The organism is Acetivibrio clariflavus DSM 19732 (assembly GCF_000237085.1).
Classification (GTDB): Bacteria; Bacillota; Clostridia; order Acetivibrionales; family Acetivibrionaceae; genus Acetivibrio; species Acetivibrio clariflavus.
The window spans coordinates 424,202-445,379 of sequence record NC_016627.1; the positions used below are offsets into that span (position 1 = coordinate 424,202).

The window sequence follows — 21,178 nt, forward strand, 5'->3', positions numbered from 1 at the left end:
TCTTATATTTGAAATGCCGAGAAATTGCAAAAGACAAATTTTTTGATTAAACTACTGTATAGGAGGAGATATATGAAGTGAAGATTGGCAATGTGACACTGGAAAACAACATTTTTTTAGCACCTATGGCAGGTGTAACTGATATGCCCTTTAGAATTTTATGCAAAGAGCAGGGTTGTGGAATGGTATATACAGAAATGGTCAGTGCAAAAGGTATCTATTATAATGATGAAAAAAGTTTTAAACTGACGCAAATAGATCCTAAAGAGGAACCCACTGCATTGCAGATATTTGGCTCGGAACCGGATATTATGGCAAAAGTGGCAGAGAGATTAAGTCAGCTCAATGCTGCCATTATAGATATTAATATGGGTTGTCCCACTCCTAAAATAACTAAAAATGGAGAGGGCTGCGCTTTGATGAGAAATCCTGAATTGGCAGGAAAGATTGTGAGAGAGGTGGTTAAAGCATCTGGTAAACCTGTAACTGTAAAGATTCGTAAAGGTTGGGACGATAATTGCGTTAACGCAGTTGAAATTGCAAAGATAGCTGAAGAGAACGGTGCATCTGCTATAACGGTTCATGGCAGGACAAGGGAACAGTTTTATTCGGGTAAGGCAGACTGGGAGATAATAAAAAAGGTAAAAGAAGCGGTAACTATACCGGTTATCGGTAACGGAGACATTTTCCAGGAGGATGATGCTAAAAGGATGCTTGAAGAAACCGGTTGTGACGCTGTTATGGTAGGCCGTGGGGCACAGGGGAATCCCTGGATATTTGATAAAATTATTAAATTCCTTAAATATAACGTCAGACAATCCGATATATCATGTGATGATAAAATCAAAATGATAAAAAGACATATGCAAATGCTTATTGATGTTAAGGGAGAAATATCCGGAGTTCGTGAAATGAGAAAACATATAGCATGGTACATCAAAGGAATGAGAAATTCAAATGCACTAAAAGAAAAGGTATTTCGTGCTGTTTCACAGCAGGAAGTTTTAAGCTTATTGGATGAATATTTATATGGTATTAATGCTAATAATTGTTAATATATATAATTGTTGAATTTGCAACTTTTTAACTTTAACGGTACAAAATATTGATTTTAATATATTAGAATGATAATATAGATACTATAGAATTCTTAATATGGTGTCGTAGGTTTATAAATAATACTTAAGGAGTAGATAAAATGGTAACGTTACCTTTCATTAAAAACAGCCTTATAAGTATTGATATTGGATTTAGGAATATAAAAATCGTTGAAGTAGAGGTAGGAAAAAACAACGAGATATTTATAAAAAATTTCGGAATAGCTTCTACACCAAAAGGTTCTATAAAGAATGGTGCTATTAAGGACGTTAAAAGCGTTACCAATGAAATTAAAAAAGTAATGAATGAAATTAACGTCAAAACAAAGAACGCCAAAATTGTTATGTCAGGTACAAATATCATTTCCCGAATTTTTTTGATTGATCATATTCCGGGACAAGATTTATCGGTTGCTGTTCGAAATACTATTTCTCAAAACATGCCTATTGACATGGATGCCCATCAGATAGATTACAAAGTACTTCAGGAGTTAAAGGAAAATGGTTCTTCTAAATTGAAAGTTTTTGTAACAGCAGTTTTGAAGAGTATTATTCAAAGCTACATAGATATATTGATCGAACTCGGATTGAAGCCGATATCGGTTGATATACCTGCGAACAGTACTGCTAAGTTTTTTAATAGGGATATAATGGTAAATGAAAATGAAACCTGGTTTAAGAAAAAGAAATACAGTAAGTTGAGCCAAAACACCTTTGCAGTTATAGATTTCGGTTCTGAGACAACTATAGTAAACATACTTAGAGACAGGGTTCTCGAGTTTAACAAGGTTATATTGAGGGGAAGCAGCAATATTGATGAAGCTATAGCTGCAAAACTGTATAAAAAGTTGGATGAATCGGAACGACTCAAAAAAATACACGGTATGGAACTTCCTGAAACCAATGTTAGCGAGGAACAGGAAATAATATATCAATGTATAAAAGGTGTAATTGATGATATAGCAAAGCAGATTTACCAATGCTTTGAATTCTATGAAAAAAGGTGCTACGGTGATAAAGTCGGAAAGATCTATATCATTGGTGGAGGTTCTTTGCTTAAAGGATTGAGAGATTATCTGGAGGATGTATTTACGGTACCTGTTTATCCTGTCAGCCTTCTAAGTATTGAAGGAATTGAGATAAATCAGGGATTGGATAGTGAAAGATTAAATTATCTGATAAATTCTGTAGGAATAACTTTATAATTTAAAATATATAAAAAAACGGCACATTGAGGTGTCGTTTTTTATATATTGTGTGCAGGGAGAAAAAGTCAAAATAAGAAAAGTGTTTAATGCTGCCGGAAATTCGGTATATTAAATATAAATAAAATGGTGGAGACGAGAAGTTTAAATATTTTAACATATGTGAGGTAAAGGAGAATTTATATGCATGATGATTCAAGGGAACATTTGAACAATCTTGTTGGAAAACCGCCAAGTGCATCGCAGGTTGAGATGACCGAATTGGTTTTGCCCAATGATACAAACCTTTTAGGTAACCTTCTTGGCGGAAGGTTGATGCATTGGATTGATATAGCAGGTGCAATGGCTGCTTCACGCCATTCGGGACGGATTGTTGCAACCGTTGCTTTAGATAGTCTTGATTTCAGGCATCCTGCCCGCATGGGAGAACTGGTTATACTGAAAGCAAAGCTTACATGGGTTGGAAGAACTTCCATGGAAGTGGCTGTGAATGTTTATGCCGAGAACATAAAGTCAGGAAGAACTATATTGACAAATAAGGCTTTCATTACTTTTGTTGCTTTGGATGAAGAGGGAAAACCTGTGCCGGTGCCACCCCTTTTGCCTGAGACGGAAGAAGAATGGGCTAACTTTCGCCAGGGGGAGTTAAGGCGTCAGGAAAGATTGAAGAAAAAGCAAGCTGAAGAAAACTCTTCTGAAGAGAAATAGCATTTAAAGCATATTGAACTTGAATTTTGCACTTTTTAAAGAAGTGAAAAAGGAAAAAAGGGGCATTAATGCCCCTATTCTAATTTAGTGAATAAATTATATTACTCTTTTTGCTCCAATATATCTTTGTGCATAATATGTTGAATTCAAGTTTGAAATAGTAACTTTGCCGGCACCGGAACTTGCATGGATAAACTGGTTGTTTCCGATATAAATCCCAACATGGGAAGGGCCGGATTTATATGTGGTAAAAAATACAAGGTCACCTTTCTTTAACTGCGATTTTGATACCCAATATCCCGAATTATATTGAGTACTGGATGTTCGCGGTATTGTTATGTTGTTCTTCAACATGACATAATGGGTAAATCCCGAACAGTCAAATCCCGACGGTGATGTTCCGCCCCATACATAAGGCACTTCCATATAACTTTTTGCTTTCTGCACTATGAGGTCTTCTTTTATGAGTCTTGAAGTCACAGGACCTACTATTCCGTCAACTGCTACGTTTTTGTCTTTCTGATAGTTTTTAACTGCCTGATAGGTCAAATTACCGAAATATCCTGTGGGGTTAACGTTCAAGTATCCAAGTGCCCTCAAATCATCCTGAAGGTTGTATACTTCACTTGTTCTCATTCCCTGCTTTAATAATATACGCTCTGTGTGGTAGTCTGCATATGTTGTATTCACAAATGCCAAAGCAGATATAAATACCGATATAAATACAGTTACCATAAAAACTGCTATTTTCTTTTTCATTATAATTCTCCTCTCTAAGCCGACGAGGTTAGTTGACGGGTTAGGAGAGAGCGGATTTCCCCCACGTTTTTGGAATAACAATCGGATTGCTTAAAAAATAACCTGATGCATATAGCCGTTAAAAAAGATAATGACGAAAATTTTCCGGTTATTTTTAGTAATATCCTGTTTTATCCCAAAAAAACAGTTTAACCCCCTAAATTAATCCCCCGTTCCTTTTTTATAAGGATTAGGCTTTCTGGTATATTTATTTACTTTGCAGTAATAGCATTGATGATATTGCTTTTATGGCCGACCTCATTTAGATTCAAATGGCAAACAAAAAAGCTGTCTAGATTTCTAAATCAGCCCTTTGCATGCAAAGTGTATAAAGAATACGTTTGTACATTATAGTTAACTAAACATTATAAATCAACCTGTAATATATTCCATGGATTTTTTAACAAGTTGGAAAGGGATATGAAAATGTTAACGAATATAAAACAAATTTGGGAGTAATTAAAATTATGGAGCATAAGTGAATTTATTAATAAATATTAATAAAAAGGACAATTTTTTTGAGGTTGGAAAATGGGGAAAAAATCATTTGTCGGAAGCGCAATAATATTAATGATTGCAGGATTTATAGTAAAAATATTGGGTTTTGTATATAGAATATATCTTTCAAATCTTATTGGTGCAGAGGGAATGGGACTCTTTCAACTGATTTCACCGATATATTCCCTGATTATTCTAACTTTAACTTCAGGCATATCCATAGCCGTTTCGAAGATGGTTGCTGAAGAATTGGCCCAAAATCATTTGATAAATTTAAGACGTATTACAGCTTGTGCACTTTTTATAATAATGGTGTCAGGAATTGTTGTTTCGGTATTTATGTTTATATTTATCGATCCTATTGTAAACGTTATATTAAAAGACTCGAGAACCTATTATTCAATGCTATTGCTAATACCATGCATACCGGTTGTTGCAGCAGCTTCTGCACTTAAGGGCTATTTTTACGGGATTCAGAATGTGGTACCTACAGCCTTTTCTCAAATAGTGGAGCAATTGGTGAGAATAACTCTTGTCATAACCATGGCAAATTACTTTTTAAATATTGGCCTGGAATATGCGTGTACATTGGCAACATTGGGTATGGCGATTGGTGAGATATCAAATTTGGGGGTACTTGCTATAGTATATAAGCTAAAGAAAAATAAAGAGCACAGTACATCTAAAAAGGGATTTATGAGGAAAAGATATATTGTGAAAGACTTGGTTAAGATGTCTATTCCTATCTCCTTCAACAGGTTGATAACGTCAATAATGGCTGCAGTGGAAATGATTTTGATACCGAGAATGCTCCTGGCAGGAGGACTGAATTACCAGAGTAGTATGGAAGAGTTTGGAAAACTTATGGGAATGGCTATGCCTTTGGTATATTTTCCTTCACTGGTAACTTCATCTCTTGCGACTACTCTTGTACCTGCAATATCGGAAGCTATGTCTCGTAAAAGTTATAAGACAGTAAATCACAGAATGTCCATGTCCATTCAACTGAGTGTAATTCTTGGATTTATTTTTACGGCGATATTTATGATTTTCCCGAATGAAATAGGGGATATGCTTTATAGAAGAGATCACATAGGAGAGATATTGTATTTTCTGTCATTCACCAGTGTTTTTGTGTATTTGCAGCAAACACTGCTCGGAATTATGAACGGTCTTGGGAAACAGGGAGTTTCACTTAGAAACTCTGTGGTAGGGTACATAATTCGAATTGCATTTGTTATTTATCTAATTCCGGTGTACGAAATCAAAGGTTATATTATAGGCATGATTGTGAGCTCTGCCATTGTTTGTTCATTAAATATAGGTACAGTGGTGAAAACTACAGGTATGGTGCTGGATATCAGAAATTGGCTGATGAAACCGGCAATTATAGGTGCAGTAATGCTTGCTATAGGAAGATATGTATTTTACTTCTTTACGATTTTTAAACTTAATTCAGTACTTACAACTCTATTGGCTGTATTCGGCAATGTCTTTATAGCTTTTATATTGCTTTTTGTATTTGGTGTACTTGATAAAAGAGAAATAATGAAACTTATTGGCATTAAGTAATGGCCAGTTTGTTCAATTTTTTAAATAAAAAATACATTAACGGTGTTGCGAAGGATAAATTATATAAAATTTACTATCAAAACTAAAATTGTGCTAACAAACCGGGAAATTATCTACGCACGTTTATGTATAAAAATTCATAAGATGGGATATATCTATAAATGCCATAGAAATCCTTAGAAAAATGAAAATAACAATAGATAAACCAAAGTAACCGATATTGATGGTCAAAGAAGGTCAAAATCAAATTTTGATATTTATTTGTGGAATGTGGTATAAATAAATTGCAAGGTCAAAGAAAGTCAAAGTTAAAATAAATGTTTAATGGAGGTGTTATATATGTTTGGACTTACACCATATAATAGAAGGAACAGTGGGATTTCATCAAGAGGAGATGTTTGGGATGTTGGCAGGAGCTTTTTTGAAGATTTTTTCAATGATCCTTTCTTTAGGGAAGGTTTTATTCCCGCAACCGGCATTAAAGCCGATATACGTGAAAACGACAAGGAATATGTTTTAGATATCGAAATACCCGGTGTTAAAAAAGAAGATATTAAACTGGAATTGAGAGATGATGTACTTACAGTTTCTGTTGACCGCAATGAGGAAATAAATGAGGAAGGCAGTAACTATATAAGAAGAGAACGCAGGTATGGTTCGTTAAGCAGAAGTTTCTATGTTGAGAACATCAGACCTGAGGATGTAAAAGCTAAGTATACCAACGGTGTTTTAACAGTTACTCTTCCTAAAGATAAGACTGCTAAAAGAAATACCCATAGGATAGACATACAATAAAAGATTCTGCTTACTGATTCAATCAAATAAAAAACACATTTTCGAAGTTTAAATGGTGCTAAAATTCCATTTAAACTTCGAATTTTTATTTCCGGGTACAATTTTTTGTATGTTTATTATAGATAAATAAAAAAATTATTGTAATATTTTCAAAACTTTCGAATATATATAATGTGCATTAATTTTTTGTGTAATGTTAAATTCTTATTACAACTATTGAGAATAATGGAAAATTATAGTATAATTATTCTGAAGGCTATTATTTGGGGGAGTATAGTTTGAGAGGAGGGTTATGGATGGATAATTTCACACAGAAGTTAAAAAGGGAGATAGTTGAGAAAAACTCACTACTTAATTCCTTCGACCAAAACTATGACTCGAACAGAGAAACTGCTGAAAGCATCAAGCTTCAGTTGGATAGCCTTCTTTATCAGTATTTTAAAACTTTAAGATACGCTGATGAGGAAGACTGAGAGAAGTAAAGTTAGCATCGAAGTGGACTCTATGAAGACATAAATGAGGACATATATGATGCGCTGACATATTTACATCAGATTAGGGCCGGTGGGAACGTTTTGTTCTACCGGCCCTTGAGTTTTTAGTTTATAAAAAGCACTGGTATTAGCAAATAGCAAATGATATAATAAATGACTGATGACTGTGGGCATAATAAGTAAACTATATGTTTGTATAAAAATTTTATATATTTATTTACTTTTACAATTATTTGTTTATTGAATTCAGATTTTGATTATGATAGGTATGAAAGTTCAAAATATAATACGGTAAAACCTATAGGAGTGAATTGTGTTGGACAACTGTTCCAGGAATACAAAGGATATTGGTATAGTTGAAAAAATTAAAGCATATATAAAATTATTAAGGCCAAAGCAATGGGTTAAAAATTTATTTGTAGTTGCTCCTTTGGTATTTGCTAAACATATATTTGATTATGATTATGTGGTCAGAGTAATTGCTGCTTTTATTTTATTTTGCCTTATGTCTTCTGGTGTTTATGTCTTAAACGATATTATTGACTGCGAGAAGGACAAGCTTCATCCTAAAAAGAAAAAAAGACCTATTGCATCAGGCATTATAAGAAAAATGGAAGGTTGCATAGTTATAGCAATTTTGTTGCCGCTGGCTTTAATTGTTTCGTTTTATATTGACTTATATTTTGGCATGGTTGTTTTGGCATATTTTATAAACAATATGCTTTATTCCTTTATGGTAAAGCACATGGTAATTCTTGATGTAATGAGTATTGCTTTTGGCTTTTTGCTTAGAGTTATTGGCGGTGCTATTATTATAAGGGTATATATTTCACCCTGGATTCTATTGTGTACATTGCTACTTGCTTTGTTCCTGGGATTTAGCAAGAGGAGGAATGAACTTGTTGTTCTTGAGAAAGATGCAGAAAATCACAGGAAAATATTAGAAGAATATTCCCTTGAGTTTATTGATAATATGTTATCAATTGTCACAGCTTCGACGGTTATGGCATATTCGCTATATACATTTTCCACTAATAGCGAAAACTATAATATGATGCTCACTATACCTTTTGTTTTGTTTGGTATATTCAGGTATCAATATATAATATACAAGAAAAATGAAGGCGGAAGTCCGGAAGAGACGGTTCTGTCCGATATACCGCTTATTGTAAGCATTGTACTTTGGGGTATAGTTAGCGTTGCAATACTGTATTTTTAAGATACCGAAGCGGTTTTATAATTTGTTGTGACATCGATTGGGCGGATATTTTTTACACTACCTGGGTAAGGAGATTTTTAGTATGAAAAGTGAAGCAAAAACGCAAAGTACAGCAAAAACAGTTGGAACTGTAATGATTATCATGGTGCTTTCAAGGCTTTTGTCCTTGTTCAGCGTAATAGCATATACATCATTTTTTGGAACCGAGAGCATCGAAATAAACATATATTCCTATGCTACACAGTTTCCCAATATAGTTTTTACTGTGTTCGGAACGGCGCTTACCACTGTGGTTATACCTATATTTGCCAGCAACCTTGAGTCAGGAAACAAGAAGAGGGCTTATAAATTTGCAGACAATGTTATCAGTTTAGCCACTGCATTTACTTTGGGGCTTTCATTGGTTGGAATACTTTTGGCACCGCTTTTTCCATTGATGACAAAGTACAGGACAAATGGCTATAATTTTGCGGTGACAGCACTTAGAATAATGTTTCCCATTATGATATTTTATGCTTTGAACTATATATTTCAAGGTATTTTACAATCATTGGGCAAGTTTAACATGCCTGCCTTTGTATCTATACCCAGCAGCCTTATTCAAATAGGATATGTTTTTTTGCTTGGTGACAGATATGGGGTTAAAGGTTTGCTCATTGCCACTTTTATTGCCCTTTCAACACAAGCTTTGATACTGATACCTCCAATATTAAAAACCGACTACAGGTACAGACCGTCTTTCAATTACAGAGACGAGGATATACAAAAGGCCATAAAACTTATGATTCCAATTATTATAGGTACTGCAGCCTATCCTCTTAACCTCTTCTTTAATGTTACCATAGCAGCAAATCTTGGTGAGGGAAATATGGTTACAATGCTTACCCTCGTGCAAAATTTGGTTTCTTATGCCGTACTGGCTTTTATCTATTCGGTGACAGCGGTAGCTTTTCCGAAGTTTTCAGCCTTGGCAGCAAGGAGCGATATCAGTGAATTCAAGGAAAGTGTTGTAAAAGTGCTTACATCAATGTTCTACTTTTTAATGCCTGCAACGGCAGGATTTATACTAGTACGTAAAGAACTGTTAAACCTTATTGTGGGCTGGAAAAAGTTTACCCCTGAAGATGTAAAACTTGCCAGTGTGTTGATGTCGCTTTATGCTTTAGGCGTAGTGGGCATGGGGGTAAAAGAAGTTGTGGACAGAGCTTTTTATTCTCTGAAAGATACAAAAAATCCTGCCATTATAGGAGTAATTGTAATGGGTGTCAATATTTCTGTGAGCCTATTTCTGATGAATATAATAGGAGTCTACGGTATACCTGTTGCCTACTCTGTTTCCATACTGACAGGAGCTGCGGTATTGCTGGTACTGCTCAGAAAAAAGATAGGCGCCTTTGGCGGTAGAAAACTGGCTGGAGTAATTGTTAAAATAGCTATATCCTGTATTGTTATGTCAGCAGTGGTTTTAACTATAACCTGGCTGCTAAACAGGTATACTTTTAAAGCCGGACTTGTTGTTGGAATAGTCCAAAAAGTCGTACCTAATGTAAGCCCTGGTATTATTTCTTTGCTGCAGCAGGTGACCGACAGAGCAATTAAACTCTTTGTTCCGGCTGTTTTAGGTGCTATAGTTTATTTTGTCTCTACTTATGTGCTAAGAGTAGAAGAAGCTGTGGATGTGACTAAAAAGCTTAAGGTTAAATTGTTAAAACAAAACTGATATGTTACTGTTGGGAGGATTTTAAATGAAAAAACTGAGAACCTATATTTGTTTAATGCTATATTACGCTATAGCTCGCCATCTTCCCGGTTCGGACATGATTTACAGCTTTGGTTCGAAGCAGATACGCCGGTTTTTGTGCAAAAGAATTTTTAAAAAAGCAGGCAAAAATATAAACATTGAGCATGGTGTATTTTTTGGGTCCGGTGCCGATATTGAAATTGGGGACAATTCCGGGCTAGGCTTAAACTGTAGGGTTTCAGGACCGCTAAAAATTGGGAACGATGTAATGATAGGTCCCGATGTAATGATATTTACTCAAAACCATAGAAATGACAGGCTGGATATTCCGATGAGACTTCAAACGGATCCTAAAAGACCGGTGGTAATTGAGGATGATGTGTGGATTGCGGCAAGAGTGATAATATTGCCTGGAGTTACCATTCACAGGGGTGCGATTGTGGGAGCTGGAGCTGTTGTGACAAAAGACGTTCCTGAATATGCCGTTGTGGGCGGAAATCCTGCAAAAGTAATTAGGTACAGGAATGTAAAGAAAGTTTAGAAATATTTGATCTTATGGTATGTAATAAAAAAGTTGATTTTACTTGTAAAACAGAACGGGAAAGGAGGACCTATGCTAAAGGTTTTATATTTGCTCAATCATGCGGGTAAGGCTGGGACTGAAAGATATGTTCAGACGCTGGTTGAGAAACTTAATAACGATAAAATCAAAGCTTATTTTGCATATAATGAAAGCGGCCTTTTAGTGGACAGAATGAAGGAACTTGGGGTGGATACCTATAGAATTGTAATGAGAAATCCCTTTGACTTAAAAGCCGTTTTTGAGCTCACCAAGTTGTGCAAAAAATTGGATATTGATCTCATTCATACCCAGTTTCTGAGAGAAAACTATATAGCTCTGTTATCAAGGATTTTGAATCCCAAAGTTAAGGTGGTTTACACCAATCACTTTATAATGCCCAATAACGCTATTTTAAGAATGACCAACCGAATGCTCAATCCTTTGAGATCGTGGGTTATTGCCGTTTGCAACAAGGGAAAGGATATGATGATTTCAAACGGTATTGACGGAAATAAGATAAAAGTTATTTTTAACGGTGTGGATATAAATTACTGGAGTGAAAAAGTAAAGTCTACTTTGAGAGAGGAATTCAATATAGGAGAAGATGAATTTGTACTGTTATGTGCATCGAGATTTGCCCATGACAAAGGGCATAAATTTCTCATTGACTCTATTGCCCAATTGAAGAAATTGACCGACAGAAAGTTTAAATGCGTACTGGCAAATGATGGACCTTTGCTTGAGGATTGCAAAAAACAGGTTAAGGAATTGGGTCTGGAGAAGGATGTTATTTTTACAGGATTCAGAAAGGATATTAAAAATTTGATTTACGGCTGTGACCTGTATATAAATTCATCGGAGCATGAGGCATTAAGTTTTGCCATTATTGAGGTTTTGGCTTGTGGAATCCCTGTTATTGCCACCGATATGGCCGGAAATGGAGATATAATTAATGATGAGACTAAATGCGGAATTTTGGTGGAATATAACAGTCCTATGGGATTGGCACAGGCTATTAATCGCATTATGGCGGATAGAGAATTGCAGGAAGAATTGGGTAAAAATGCATTAAAAGCTGTAAAAGAGAAATTTAATCTTGATAAGGTGGCTGCAGAAACATATAATTTATACATGGAAAGCTGCAGCAAAGTTATACAAAAAAATAGATATAGGAGTGTATGAAAGATGATTATTGACAGTAAAGGGAAACTTTTTGGAAAGGTAAGTATTATCGATATTATAGTAGTTTTGGTTGTAATAGCGGCAGTTGCAGGTATCGGTTATAAAATGACCCGTTCAAATACTCTTCCCCTGACAGTAAAAACCGATAAGATAAGGTTGACTTTCTATGGCGAAGAAGCGCCGGAGTATGCAGTTAAGGCGTCAAAAGTAGGGGATATAGTAAAAGATTTCGATCAAGGGGCAACATTTGGGAGATTGGCAGAAGAGATAAAAACTGGAGATGCTTTGTCTTTTACCGATTTCACTGAATATGTGGACGGCCAGTGGATAGTTGGCAGCAAGCCCGGGTATTGTTCTTATAAAATGGTCGTTGACGGAGAAGCGGTAATTAATCCGGACGGTGGAATTAATATTGGCGGTGTGAACTATTATGTGGGAAGAAGTGCTACAATAAGAGTAGGTAATAATGTATTTACAGGACGAATTTATAGTATTGAAAAAAAGGAGTAATGCATCTTGCTATATAATAGTTTGTTTTTTAAGCCGATATTATATATGATAAGAGTTATTGAAGCATCCTATGATGGGAGCTTGACTCAAAAATTTTTTAACTGGATTATACGTGTGGCAAAGAAAATTAATGATGCTTATGAGAACAGCTGGACTCATAAGATTATTGATAAAATAGTTAAGACACTTATATTGTTGTTAACCAACAGTGTCATATTTGGCTTTTTTTTAAGAATCGGGAATTTAAACAAGTGGTGGGAGAACAGCCTTTTATTTGGAATTGTTAATGGCATATTGACTGTACCGTCAAACTTTTTAAAGAATCTGTACAGAAAATATGAGACAGTGTTTGAAGAAAGCCTGTTTTTCCGACTATTGTCACTGCTCCTTGAAAGATTTGAAATAATTGTGGCAATTGTGCTGGCAATAACACTGCTTGTACCTCATGAAAGTTGGACAAATATTTACAGTACCATATTTGCAGCAATATTGTTAGTGTTACTGTTTATATCTACAATTATCAAAAAAAATTCATATTTTAATTTAAAAGCTCTGGATTTCTCTTTGATTATTTTTATGCTTGTAGTAGCACTGTCATGGTTTACTTCAATTAACCGGGGAGAAAGTCTGAGATTTCTCATTATTAACTTCACCTGCTTTATGTTTGTATTGATAATTGTAAGTTCCATTAGAAATGAAAAGTCTTTAGGCGATTTTATTGAGATACTTCTTGTAGGAGTAACTGCTATTGCATTATATGGATTGTGGCAGTTTGTGACCGATTCGGTGCCCTTTGATCCTTCACTTACAAATGTGACCCAGAATGAAGGTATGCCGGGGAGAGTATATTCAACTTTGTATAATCCCAATAATTTTGCCGAAATTTTAGTAATGATGCTACCGTTTTATGGAGCAGTGATATTTAATGCCAAAACTTTTGTAAAAAAGGCTACATTTACTGTGTTGGCTCTTCCGGTATTGGTTGTCCTGTTTTGTACAGGTTCAAGGAGCGGATGGATAGCTTTTGCTGTGTTTGTATTGGTGTATACCTTCCTTAAAAATAAGCGGCTTTTACCCTTTATGCTGGCTGCAGGGATAATGGCAATACCGTTCCTTCCACAGCATGTTTACAGAAGAATATTGACTTTATTCAGACTATCAGCGGATACTTCAGCACAGTACAGAATAAAGATTATTAAGACGTCATGGCCAATGCTTAAAGATTTCTGTTTGACAGGGGTAGGCTTAGGCTCCGATGTCTTTATGGATGTTGTGGCTAATTATAAGCAATATACAACAAAAATACCGGTCCATACCCATGTGTTGTATATGCAGATATGGGTTGAAATGGGCATTATGGGTATTTTATCTTTCGTATGGTTTTTGTTTAGAACAGTTAAGGGTGCTGTGACAAATATTCTGGAAAAATCAAATATATATTTTGACAATGTGCTGATAGCAGGAACCGCATCTTTGCTGGGGATACTATCAATGGCAGCAGTGGAATATATATGGTACTATCCGCGTGTAATGTTGTTCTTCTGGGTCGACGTAGCAATTGTTTTATCAGTTTTAAGCATTATAAGAGTAAGGAGAAACAAACTTTCGGAAGATTAAATAAGGGTTTAAAAAATTAAGTGAGGTCTTAGTTATGGTTAATCCACTCAAAAGGCTTATTCAAAGCAGGAGAGGACGGCACAGCGGAAAGTTTGACAGAAAGCTTCTTAAAAAGAATGATATACATTTGCTCATTCTTGATGAAAGATGGAATGGGCTATTTAAAGATACTGATAAAACAGTTGAAATACTTGAATGCGAAAAGAAAATTCGGGAGTTGCTTAAAAGGGAGGCTAGTTTGACCTCCGAGTTAAAGGAACTTAACCACAGAAAAAAAGTCTGCATGGATACCATAATAAAGCTTACTTCAGATGTGTTTGATAAAAACGATGAGCAGGCAAAGGAGAAAATGCACAGTTGTGAAAAGGAAATAAAATATATAAATAAAAGAGTAAAAGAAATAGAGGAGGAGCTTGAGATAAGTCCCGACAAACTTAAAGATGCAAATCTTGAACTCCTTGAGCATACTGTCAATACAGTTTATTTTAAAATGCGCAGAAATCAAAAAAGATACAAACAGTTGGAAAAATTAATTGAGGAGACTTCGCAAAAATTGAAGGAGTATACTGAAGAAATGGAAGCTTTATGTCAGGATGATACCGATGTCTATTCTTATTTTCATGACCTTTTGGGTGGAGAAGAGCTGGAAAAGCTGGATAAAGAATACTTTGGGGAAAGTTTTACCGCTTTAAGACACGACAAAAGTGCCGATAGATAATAAGAGGACAATTAATTATTGAAAAACGAAATAATGTTTTATAAGCTTGCTAAACAAGCATGATTTAAGAAAAAATAGATGAGATGTGCATGGAGGAGTAAAATGCTTGCAGTAACACCTGATGAAATGAAGATGATTGACAAAACTGCAATAAACCAATTTGGCATACCGGGTATAGTGCTGATGGAAAATGCAGCATTAGGTGTTGTACGAGAAGTTGCCGGGATTTTGGGAGAAATACCGGGGAAAAAGGCTATTGTACTTGCAGGCAAAGGAAATAACGGCGGAGATGCCTTTGCTGTTGCAAGGCATTTGTTTAATATGGGCGCACATGTTGATGTATACGCGCCGGCAAAGCTTGATGATATAAAGGGAGATGCCAAAATCAACCTTGATATTCTGCTCAAAATGGGAATAGAAGTAAATGAAGTTTTAGAAAGCCAACATATCGATGGAATTGAAGAAAGATTGAAATTTAGCGATATTGTGGTGGACGGGTTGCTGGGAACCGGGTTAAAAGGAGAAGTGACCGGAGTAATGGCAGGAGTTATTGATGCTGTGAATAGATCCTGTGTTCCGGTGGTGGCAGTAGATATTCCTTCCGGTGTAGATGGCGAAACGGGTAAGGTATCAACAGCATGTATAAAGGCAAGGACTACAGTGACTTTTGCCTTTCCCAAGATTGGACAGCTTGTACATCCGGGATGTGAATATGTTGGGAAACTGGAAATAGTAGATATTGGCATTCCAAAGGCAGCTGTAAGAGAAAATGAAATAAAGAAATATTTGATAGATTCAGGATTAGTATCGAAATTAATACCGAAAAGAGAGCCAAACAGCAACAAAGGGACCTATGGGAAGGTGCTTGTTGTAGCAGGCTCCAGAGGAATGACAGGAGCAGCATGCCTAACCGGCAGTGCAGCTTTGCGAGCCGGAGCAGGTCTTGTCTATATGGCAGCACCATTATCGCTTCTTCCAATATATGCATGCTCACTGGTTGAGGCTCTGACAATTCCGCTGGAAGATGGCAATAAAGGTTATATTACAGGCGAATCGATTCATAAAATATTAATGCAGCTTGAAAAAGTTGATGTTGCAGCGGTTGGTCCCGGTCTTTCGACTGAGGATGATATTAAGGAAGTGGTGCACAGTATTGTAAAAAATTCAAAAGTGCCTATAGTATTGGATGCCGATGGTATAAATGTGCTGGCAGAAGATTTATCTGTTTTAAAGGAGCTCAAAACCCAGATGGTCATAACTCCGCATCCGGGAGAAATGGCCAGACTTTTGGGGGCTACTGTAAAGGAAGTTCAAGAAGACAGAATAAACATTGCCCGCTCTTTTTCAAAAGAGTACGGGGTAATTACTGTACTTAAGGGCTCGAGGACGATTATTGCTTCACCGGAGGGTGAAATATATATAAATACAACAGGTAATGCAGGAATGGCTACCGGGGGAAGCGGAGATGTTTTGACAGGAATTATAGCAAGTTTTATAGGACAAGGACTAAAACCTTTGGATGCTGCAGTTGTAGGTGTTTATTTGCATGGAACCTGCGGGGATAATGTTGCACGGAGAAAGGGTGAACACGGACTTATTGCCGGAGATTTGGTTCGGGAAATTCCAAAGGTTATATTTGAGACAGACGGATCGAGGGGTTAAAATGGACTATAAATTTAATAGGGCTTGGGCTGAGGTTAATCTCGACAACATAGCTCATAATGTGAGAGAGATAAGAAGAGTTACAGATAAAAAAGCTGAAATAATGGGAGTTGTAAAAGCCGATGCTTATGGACATGGAGTAATGGAAGTTGCCAAGACCCTGATAGAAAACGGAGTTACACGTTTGGCGGTATCAATGTTAGATGAGGCAATTCAGTTAAGGCAAAATGGTATCGATGTACCCATTTTGATACTCAGTTATACAGACCCCATAAGGGCAGAAGAGATAATTTTGAATGATGTTACCCAGACGGTTTTCAGCCACGACTTGGCAGAGGCATTGTCAGAGGCAGCTGTGAGACTTAATAAAAATGTCAAGATTCACATAAAAATAGATACAGGAATGACGAGAGTTGGCTTTATGCCTGGCTATAGTGCTGTAAAAAACGTTGTACAAATAAGCAAGCTGCCCAAAATTATTGTTGAAGGATTGTTTACTCATTTTGCATCGGCAGACGAAAGTGACAGAAGCTATACTTACATGCAGTTTGAAAGATTTATGAGCATAGTAAGCGAATTGAATAGAATTGGAGTATACATACCCGTAAAACATGTGTGCAACAGTGCCGGAATTATTGAATATCCTGAAATGCATCTTAACATGGTAAGACCGGGAATAGCATTATACGGTATGTATCCTTCGGACGAGGTTCATAAAGACAAGATAGACTTAAAACCGGCTATGACTTTGAAGGCAAATATAATTTTGGTAAAGGAAGTGGAGGCCGGGACTTGTATAAGTTACGGCAGGATATTTAAAACGCAGCGTAACAGTAAAATTGCAACTTTACCCATAGGTTATGCCGATGGTTATACACGGCTATTGTCAGGAAAGGGAAAAGTATTGGTAAATGGACAATTGGTACCTATAGTTGGACGAATATGTATGGACCAGTGTATGATAGATGTAACCGATGTCGAAGGCGAAGTCAATGTCGGAGACGAAGCAGTGCTTTTTGGTATTCAGAATGGAAGCGAAATAAAGATAGAAGATATTGCAAAGGAAATTGGCACCATTAATTACGAGATAGCTTGTATTATAGGAAAGAGAATACCGAGAGTCTACTGGAAAAACGGAAAAATTCACAATGTATTGAATTACTTGATATAAGGCTTTGAGTAGGTCAGATAACCTAAGACACCTTGGCATTAATCTTTCGGATTAGGTAGTATATGTGTTTGGAAAAAATTGAAATAAACATATTTTGAATTTTTGGAATTAAATATGTATAAGATTTTGAAAAAAATTGAAAACTATGTTTGATATAAAGTTAAAGTTTAAATAAGGAGATGATATAAATAGGATAAAGAAAGTATGGTTTGAAATTCCGGTTGTTGGTAATTGAAAACATAGTGTAATTAATTTGATTGGACAGGATAATTTTTGAGGAATTTTTTCAAAAGCTTGTAACAGTGTAGTAATTAAATTTTAATTTGACCTGTGCATATGCCGGGATTTATAATTATATATATAAGTATGTAAAAAATTATTCATGAGCTGTAAATCCATAAATAATCATATCAAACTGCAGCGAAATAAATTCTTTGGGGAAATGGTAATACTAATGATTTTGCCTCTTCCAGTTCATTTTGAAAGGCTGAATCAAAACAGAAAAATACATAAAATTGTACTATAATGCTATATATATGTAATATATATAACATATATAGACAATTTAAAAATTACAAAGTATATCGGTTTATTTTGATTATTTCTTTGTATATTTAGACCCAAATAAAAGAAGTGGGGGTTTTTATTTTGGCTCAGTTAAAAAAGATTTTGATAAGTCTTCCTGACAATTTGCTAAAAGAGGTTGATTCCATAGTTGCTATGGAACGAATTAACAGAAGCGAATTTGTAAGGGAGGCTATGAAACTTTATATTCGCGAGAAGAGAAAAATTGAAATGAGGGATAGAATGAAAAAAGGCTACCAGCAAATGGCCGAAATTAATAAAAAGCTGGCTGAAATATGGTTTGAAGCCGATAATGAGCAACAACAAAAATATGAGGAAGGGCTTAGGGAGTTGGAAAAATAGTGGTTATAAAACGTGGAGACATATTTTATGCTGACTTAAGTCCAGTTATTGGTTCGGAACAAGGTGGCATAAGGCCGGTTTTGATTGTCCAGAATGACATAGGAAATAAATATAGTCCTACTGTTATAGCGTCTGCGATAACATCGCAGATAAACAAGGCAAAATTACCTACTCATATAGAGTTAAGTGCCAAAGATTACGGATTACCGAAAGATTCCGTAATTCTTTTAGAACAGATAAGGACTATCGATAAAAAGAGACTTAGAGAGAAAATCGGGCATCTTGATGACGAGCTTATGGAAAAGGTGAATGAAGCGCTTAGTATCAGTTTTGGTTTGGTGGATATATAATTGAGGGGGTTACAAAAGATGAAAAGTTTTAAAGGCTTGAATAGGAAAAAGTTAATTTCTCTATTGATTATTACAACAAGCTTTATTGCAGTACATATTATACAGGCAGCATCCGCACAGCCTGGTACAGATAAAGATCCGTTGGTTACAAAAAGTTACGTTGATAAAGTGCTTGCATCCTTTTCCGGTTCAAAAGATATGGACAGTAAAATTGCAGCCTTAACAACCAAAAATGATGAGCTTACTAAAACGTTAGAGACTCAGACCAAAAAGGTTGAGGAATTGACCAAGGCTGTAAACGATTTATATGAAAAAAATGAAAAACTTGAAGAAAGACTGGCAATCATTGAGACCTACGGCAAGTTTATACCTTTGGAACTTACTGAAAATCAGAAGCTTATGGCAGGAGAGAGCGCCGAAATAATCTTAAGAGGCGGCAAGGCAAAGGCAATTGGAGGGCAAGGCGGAGGTTTGTCGGATATTACTTCCGGAACCGGAGCCGATATCAATACTGACCAGGATGTGCCTTTAAATCATTTATTGCTGGTTTCTAGGGATGACGGAAGAGGAATAAAAATTGTAAGCAAAAAAGCATGGGTACTTGTAAAAGGTCCATATGAAATAGTGGAAAAGTAAATGAGAATTAAATAATTATAAAATAAAATTCTGTTGCATTAAAGTTCTGTGCAACGGAATTTTTTATTGTTGAGGCTTATTGTCTGCTCTAAAAATCTTCAGCTAAAGAGCTTACAAAGACACATGATTTAATTTTCTTAAGCAAAAAAAGCTATTCCAGTAATTGCCGACGGCCCCCATAATTGTGATGCTTTAGGAAATCTTATGGAAGGAGTTAATATAAATTATGAAAAAAGAAATTGCAGATTTACTGTCGCATCTTAATTCAAACAACACTGAGGAAAAAAGATATTCAATTGCCGATATTGGAATGATTCTTGAAATGAATACGCGTATACTTAATGGAAATCAAAGTGACTTAGTGAATGAAGAGTTTAAAAACTATTTGGATAAAAAACTGTTATCTATAAGACTTAATATTGACGAGCAAGTAGAAATTATAGAAAAGCTGGTTGAAAGAATTCTTGCAAAAGATACATTATCTGCATCAATGCTTTGGGCTATTGGCAAGGCGTATCCTACAGCTGGTTTGCCAGGAATTGTAAAAGTCATAGAATTTAATTGGAAAACCTTTGATGATGAGATGTCATATCAATCAATAATTTCATTGGAAAACTTTTTATATTGGGATATTATTCGAAATGCTTCAGGGGAACTTTTAAGGAATGAAGAATTTATGACTTTTATTCAAGAAAAGTCCCAATCAACTAATGAACGCTTGTCAGAATGCTCAAAAAGAGTACTGAGTAAATTATCTGGTATAAAGCGAACTTGATATCTTTACTGAAATAGATGCAGTATTTTGGGATTTCGGCAAAACTTATTAAAATTGATTGAATAACGTGCCACTAAGTGCAAGGCAATTGCTAGGGAATTGCTTTGCACTTGGTTTGGATGAAGCTTTTGAAAGTATAGATGTAATAAATTAATTTATCCGACATGAATAATTTAATTGGATTTAAGCAAAGGTCAACCTATTTCTTCAAACCCAATTTTTTAAAAGTCACAAGAAGAATAAATCGAGGCAGATCCATCATTCGTTTGTATCTCCAAGGCTCTTTGTAAAGGCGGTATAACCACTCAAGCCCGTTATTTCTGAAAAACGCAGGAGCTCTTTTTGCTTTCCCTGAAAGTCCGTCAAAAGTACCTCCAACGCCAATACATACTTTTACGTTCAGCTTGTCTTTATTTTTATGTATCCATTTTTCCTGTTTTGGTGCCCCTAAACCAACAAGAAGTACATCGGCCTTAGAGGAGTTTATGGATTCAATTATCTTCGGTTCTTCCTCGGAAGTAAAATAGCCATCCCTAATACCTACGATTTTGATATCGGGATTGTCAATTTTAACTTTTGCGGCTGCTTCTTCTGCAACGCCCGGTTTTCCACCCAAAAAGAAATAGTTTATGTTCATTTTAGAAGACAGCTTGAAGCATTCAACAGTAAAATCAAAGCCGGCAACCCGTTCCTTTAAAGGAGTGCCGATGATCTTGGAGGCAAGCACAACCCCGGCACCGTCGGGCAAAAGCATATCTGCTTCAGTCAATATTTTCTTCAGCTCGGGATCCCTGTGGGCAGCCATCATTATTTCTGCATTGGGTGTATAAATTGTGTGGACTCTAGGTTCACTCAATAAAATTTTGAACCTTTCCACTGCTTCCTCCATTGTAACATTATCCACCGATATATCTAAAACACTAACAGTATTTCTCATAAAA

At 35.7% G+C, this 21,178-nt stretch carries 21 protein-coding genes and 1 riboswitch; of the genes, 19 read left to right on the forward strand and 2 right to left on the reverse strand.

All coding sequences use genetic code 11. The features are described from left to right. The first annotated feature begins 77 nt into the window (after positions 1–77). The 3 genes from dusB (at position 78) to CLOCL_RS01905 (ending at position 3,010) form a co-directional block, all read left to right on the forward strand. On the forward strand, positions 78–1,055 hold the full coding sequence (dusB, locus tag CLOCL_RS01895; protein WP_014253752.1) for a tRNA dihydrouridine synthase DusB: 978 nt from the start codon (positions 78–80) through the stop codon (positions 1,053–1,055). A 143-nt stretch (positions 1,056–1,198) separates the two neighbouring features. Continuing rightward, positions 1,199–2,302, forward strand: a complete 1,104-nt coding sequence (gene pilM, locus CLOCL_RS01900; protein ID WP_014253753.1) for a pilus assembly protein PilM — start codon at positions 1,199–1,201, stop codon at positions 2,300–2,302. 183 nt (positions 2,303–2,485) lie between these two features. Continuing rightward, positions 2,486–3,010: an acyl-CoA thioesterase gene (locus tag CLOCL_RS01905; RefSeq protein WP_014253754.1), complete on the forward strand. Its 525-nt coding sequence runs from the start codon at positions 2,486–2,488 to the stop codon at positions 3,008–3,010. A gap of 96 nt (positions 3,011–3,106) precedes the next feature. On the opposite strand, the gene CLOCL_RS01910 is transcribed toward CLOCL_RS01905, so the two are convergent. Next, a complete protein-coding gene (locus tag CLOCL_RS01910; protein WP_014253755.1) occupies positions 3,107–3,769 on the reverse strand; it encodes a C40 family peptidase in 663 nt (220 codons plus the stop codon). A gap of 2 nt (positions 3,770–3,771) precedes the next feature. After that, a riboswitch (cyclic di-AMP (ydaO/yuaA leader) is annotated at positions 3,772–4,015 on the reverse strand. A gap of 324 nt (positions 4,016–4,339) precedes the next feature. Here CLOCL_RS01910 and spoVB point away from each other — a divergent pair. From spoVB to CLOCL_RS01985, 16 genes are all read left to right on the forward strand, one after another. Then, positions 4,340–5,878, forward strand: coding sequence for a stage V sporulation protein B (spoVB, locus tag CLOCL_RS01915; protein ID WP_014253756.1), 1,539 nt, complete (start codon positions 4,340–4,342; stop codon positions 5,876–5,878). A gap of 339 nt (positions 5,879–6,217) precedes the next feature. Beyond that, the gene (locus CLOCL_RS01920; protein WP_014253757.1) at positions 6,218–6,673 is read left to right on the forward strand and encodes an Hsp20/alpha crystallin family protein; all 456 of its coding nucleotides are present in this window, start codon (positions 6,218–6,220) and stop codon (positions 6,671–6,673) included. 296 nt (positions 6,674–6,969) lie between these two features. Further along, the gene (locus tag CLOCL_RS22355; protein WP_014253758.1) at positions 6,970–7,146 is read left to right on the forward strand and encodes a hypothetical protein; all 177 of its coding nucleotides are present in this window, start codon (positions 6,970–6,972) and stop codon (positions 7,144–7,146) included. Positions 7,147–7,483: 337 nt separating this feature from the next. Next, positions 7,484–8,386: a decaprenyl-phosphate phosphoribosyltransferase gene (locus CLOCL_RS01925; RefSeq protein WP_041715371.1), complete on the forward strand. Its 903-nt coding sequence runs from the start codon at positions 7,484–7,486 to the stop codon at positions 8,384–8,386. An 82-nt stretch (positions 8,387–8,468) separates the two neighbouring features. Then, the gene (gene murJ, locus CLOCL_RS01930) at positions 8,469–10,106 is read left to right on the forward strand and encodes a murein biosynthesis integral membrane protein MurJ (RefSeq protein WP_014253760.1); all 1,638 of its coding nucleotides are present in this window, start codon (positions 8,469–8,471) and stop codon (positions 10,104–10,106) included. A gap of 25 nt (positions 10,107–10,131) precedes the next feature. After that, on the forward strand, positions 10,132–10,668 hold the full coding sequence (locus CLOCL_RS01935) for an acyltransferase (protein WP_014253761.1): 537 nt from the start codon (positions 10,132–10,134) through the stop codon (positions 10,666–10,668). A 72-nt stretch (positions 10,669–10,740) separates the two neighbouring features. After that, positions 10,741–11,871, forward strand: a complete 1,131-nt coding sequence (locus CLOCL_RS01940) for a glycosyltransferase (protein WP_014253762.1) — start codon at positions 10,741–10,743, stop codon at positions 11,869–11,871. 3 nt (positions 11,872–11,874) lie between these two features. After that, positions 11,875–12,381, forward strand: coding sequence for a DUF4330 domain-containing protein (locus CLOCL_RS01945; RefSeq protein ID WP_014253763.1), 507 nt, complete (start codon positions 11,875–11,877; stop codon positions 12,379–12,381). Positions 12,382–12,387: 6 nt separating this feature from the next. Next, positions 12,388–13,998 carry an O-antigen ligase family protein gene (locus CLOCL_RS01950; RefSeq protein ID WP_014253764.1) on the forward strand — a complete coding sequence of 537 codons (1,611 nt, stop codon included), beginning with the start codon at positions 12,388–12,390 and terminating at the stop codon, positions 13,996–13,998. A 34-nt stretch (positions 13,999–14,032) separates the two neighbouring features. Further along, on the forward strand, positions 14,033–14,716 hold the full coding sequence (locus tag CLOCL_RS01955; RefSeq protein WP_014253765.1) for a V-type ATP synthase subunit I domain-containing protein: 684 nt from the start codon (positions 14,033–14,035) through the stop codon (positions 14,714–14,716). Between the two features lie 102 nt (positions 14,717–14,818). Further along, positions 14,819–16,378 (forward strand): bifunctional ADP-dependent NAD(P)H-hydrate dehydratase/NAD(P)H-hydrate epimerase, encoded by a 1,560-nt coding sequence (locus CLOCL_RS01960; protein WP_014253766.1) that lies wholly within the window; start codon positions 14,819–14,821, stop codon positions 16,376–16,378. Between the two features lies 1 nt (position 16,379). After that, on the forward strand, positions 16,380–17,549 hold the full coding sequence (alr, locus tag CLOCL_RS01965; RefSeq protein WP_014253767.1) for an alanine racemase: 1,170 nt from the start codon (positions 16,380–16,382) through the stop codon (positions 17,547–17,549). 648 nt (positions 17,550–18,197) lie between these two features. Then, positions 18,198–18,476, forward strand: coding sequence for a CopG family ribbon-helix-helix protein (locus tag CLOCL_RS01970; protein ID WP_014253768.1), 279 nt, complete (start codon positions 18,198–18,200; stop codon positions 18,474–18,476). Next, positions 18,476–18,826, forward strand: coding sequence for a type II toxin-antitoxin system PemK/MazF family toxin (locus CLOCL_RS01975; protein WP_014253769.1), 351 nt, complete (start codon positions 18,476–18,478; stop codon positions 18,824–18,826). Before CLOCL_RS01970 ends, CLOCL_RS01975 begins: the two co-directional genes overlap by 1 nt. Positions 18,827–18,844: 18 nt before the next feature. Beyond that, positions 18,845–19,462 carry a hypothetical protein gene (locus CLOCL_RS01980; protein WP_014253770.1) on the forward strand — a complete coding sequence of 206 codons (618 nt, stop codon included), beginning with the start codon at positions 18,845–18,847 and terminating at the stop codon, positions 19,460–19,462. A gap of 226 nt (positions 19,463–19,688) precedes the next feature. Then, positions 19,689–20,237 carry a hypothetical protein gene (locus CLOCL_RS01985; RefSeq protein ID WP_014253771.1) on the forward strand — a complete coding sequence of 183 codons (549 nt, stop codon included), beginning with the start codon at positions 19,689–19,691 and terminating at the stop codon, positions 20,235–20,237. Positions 20,238–20,436: 199 nt separating this feature from the next. Here CLOCL_RS01985 and CLOCL_RS01990 read toward each other — a convergent pair whose 3' ends face one another. After that, entirely contained in the window at positions 20,437–21,174 is a 738-nt protein-coding gene (locus CLOCL_RS01990; RefSeq protein WP_014253772.1) for a WecB/TagA/CpsF family glycosyltransferase, read from the reverse strand. Positions 21,175–21,178: the final 4 nt, after the last annotated feature.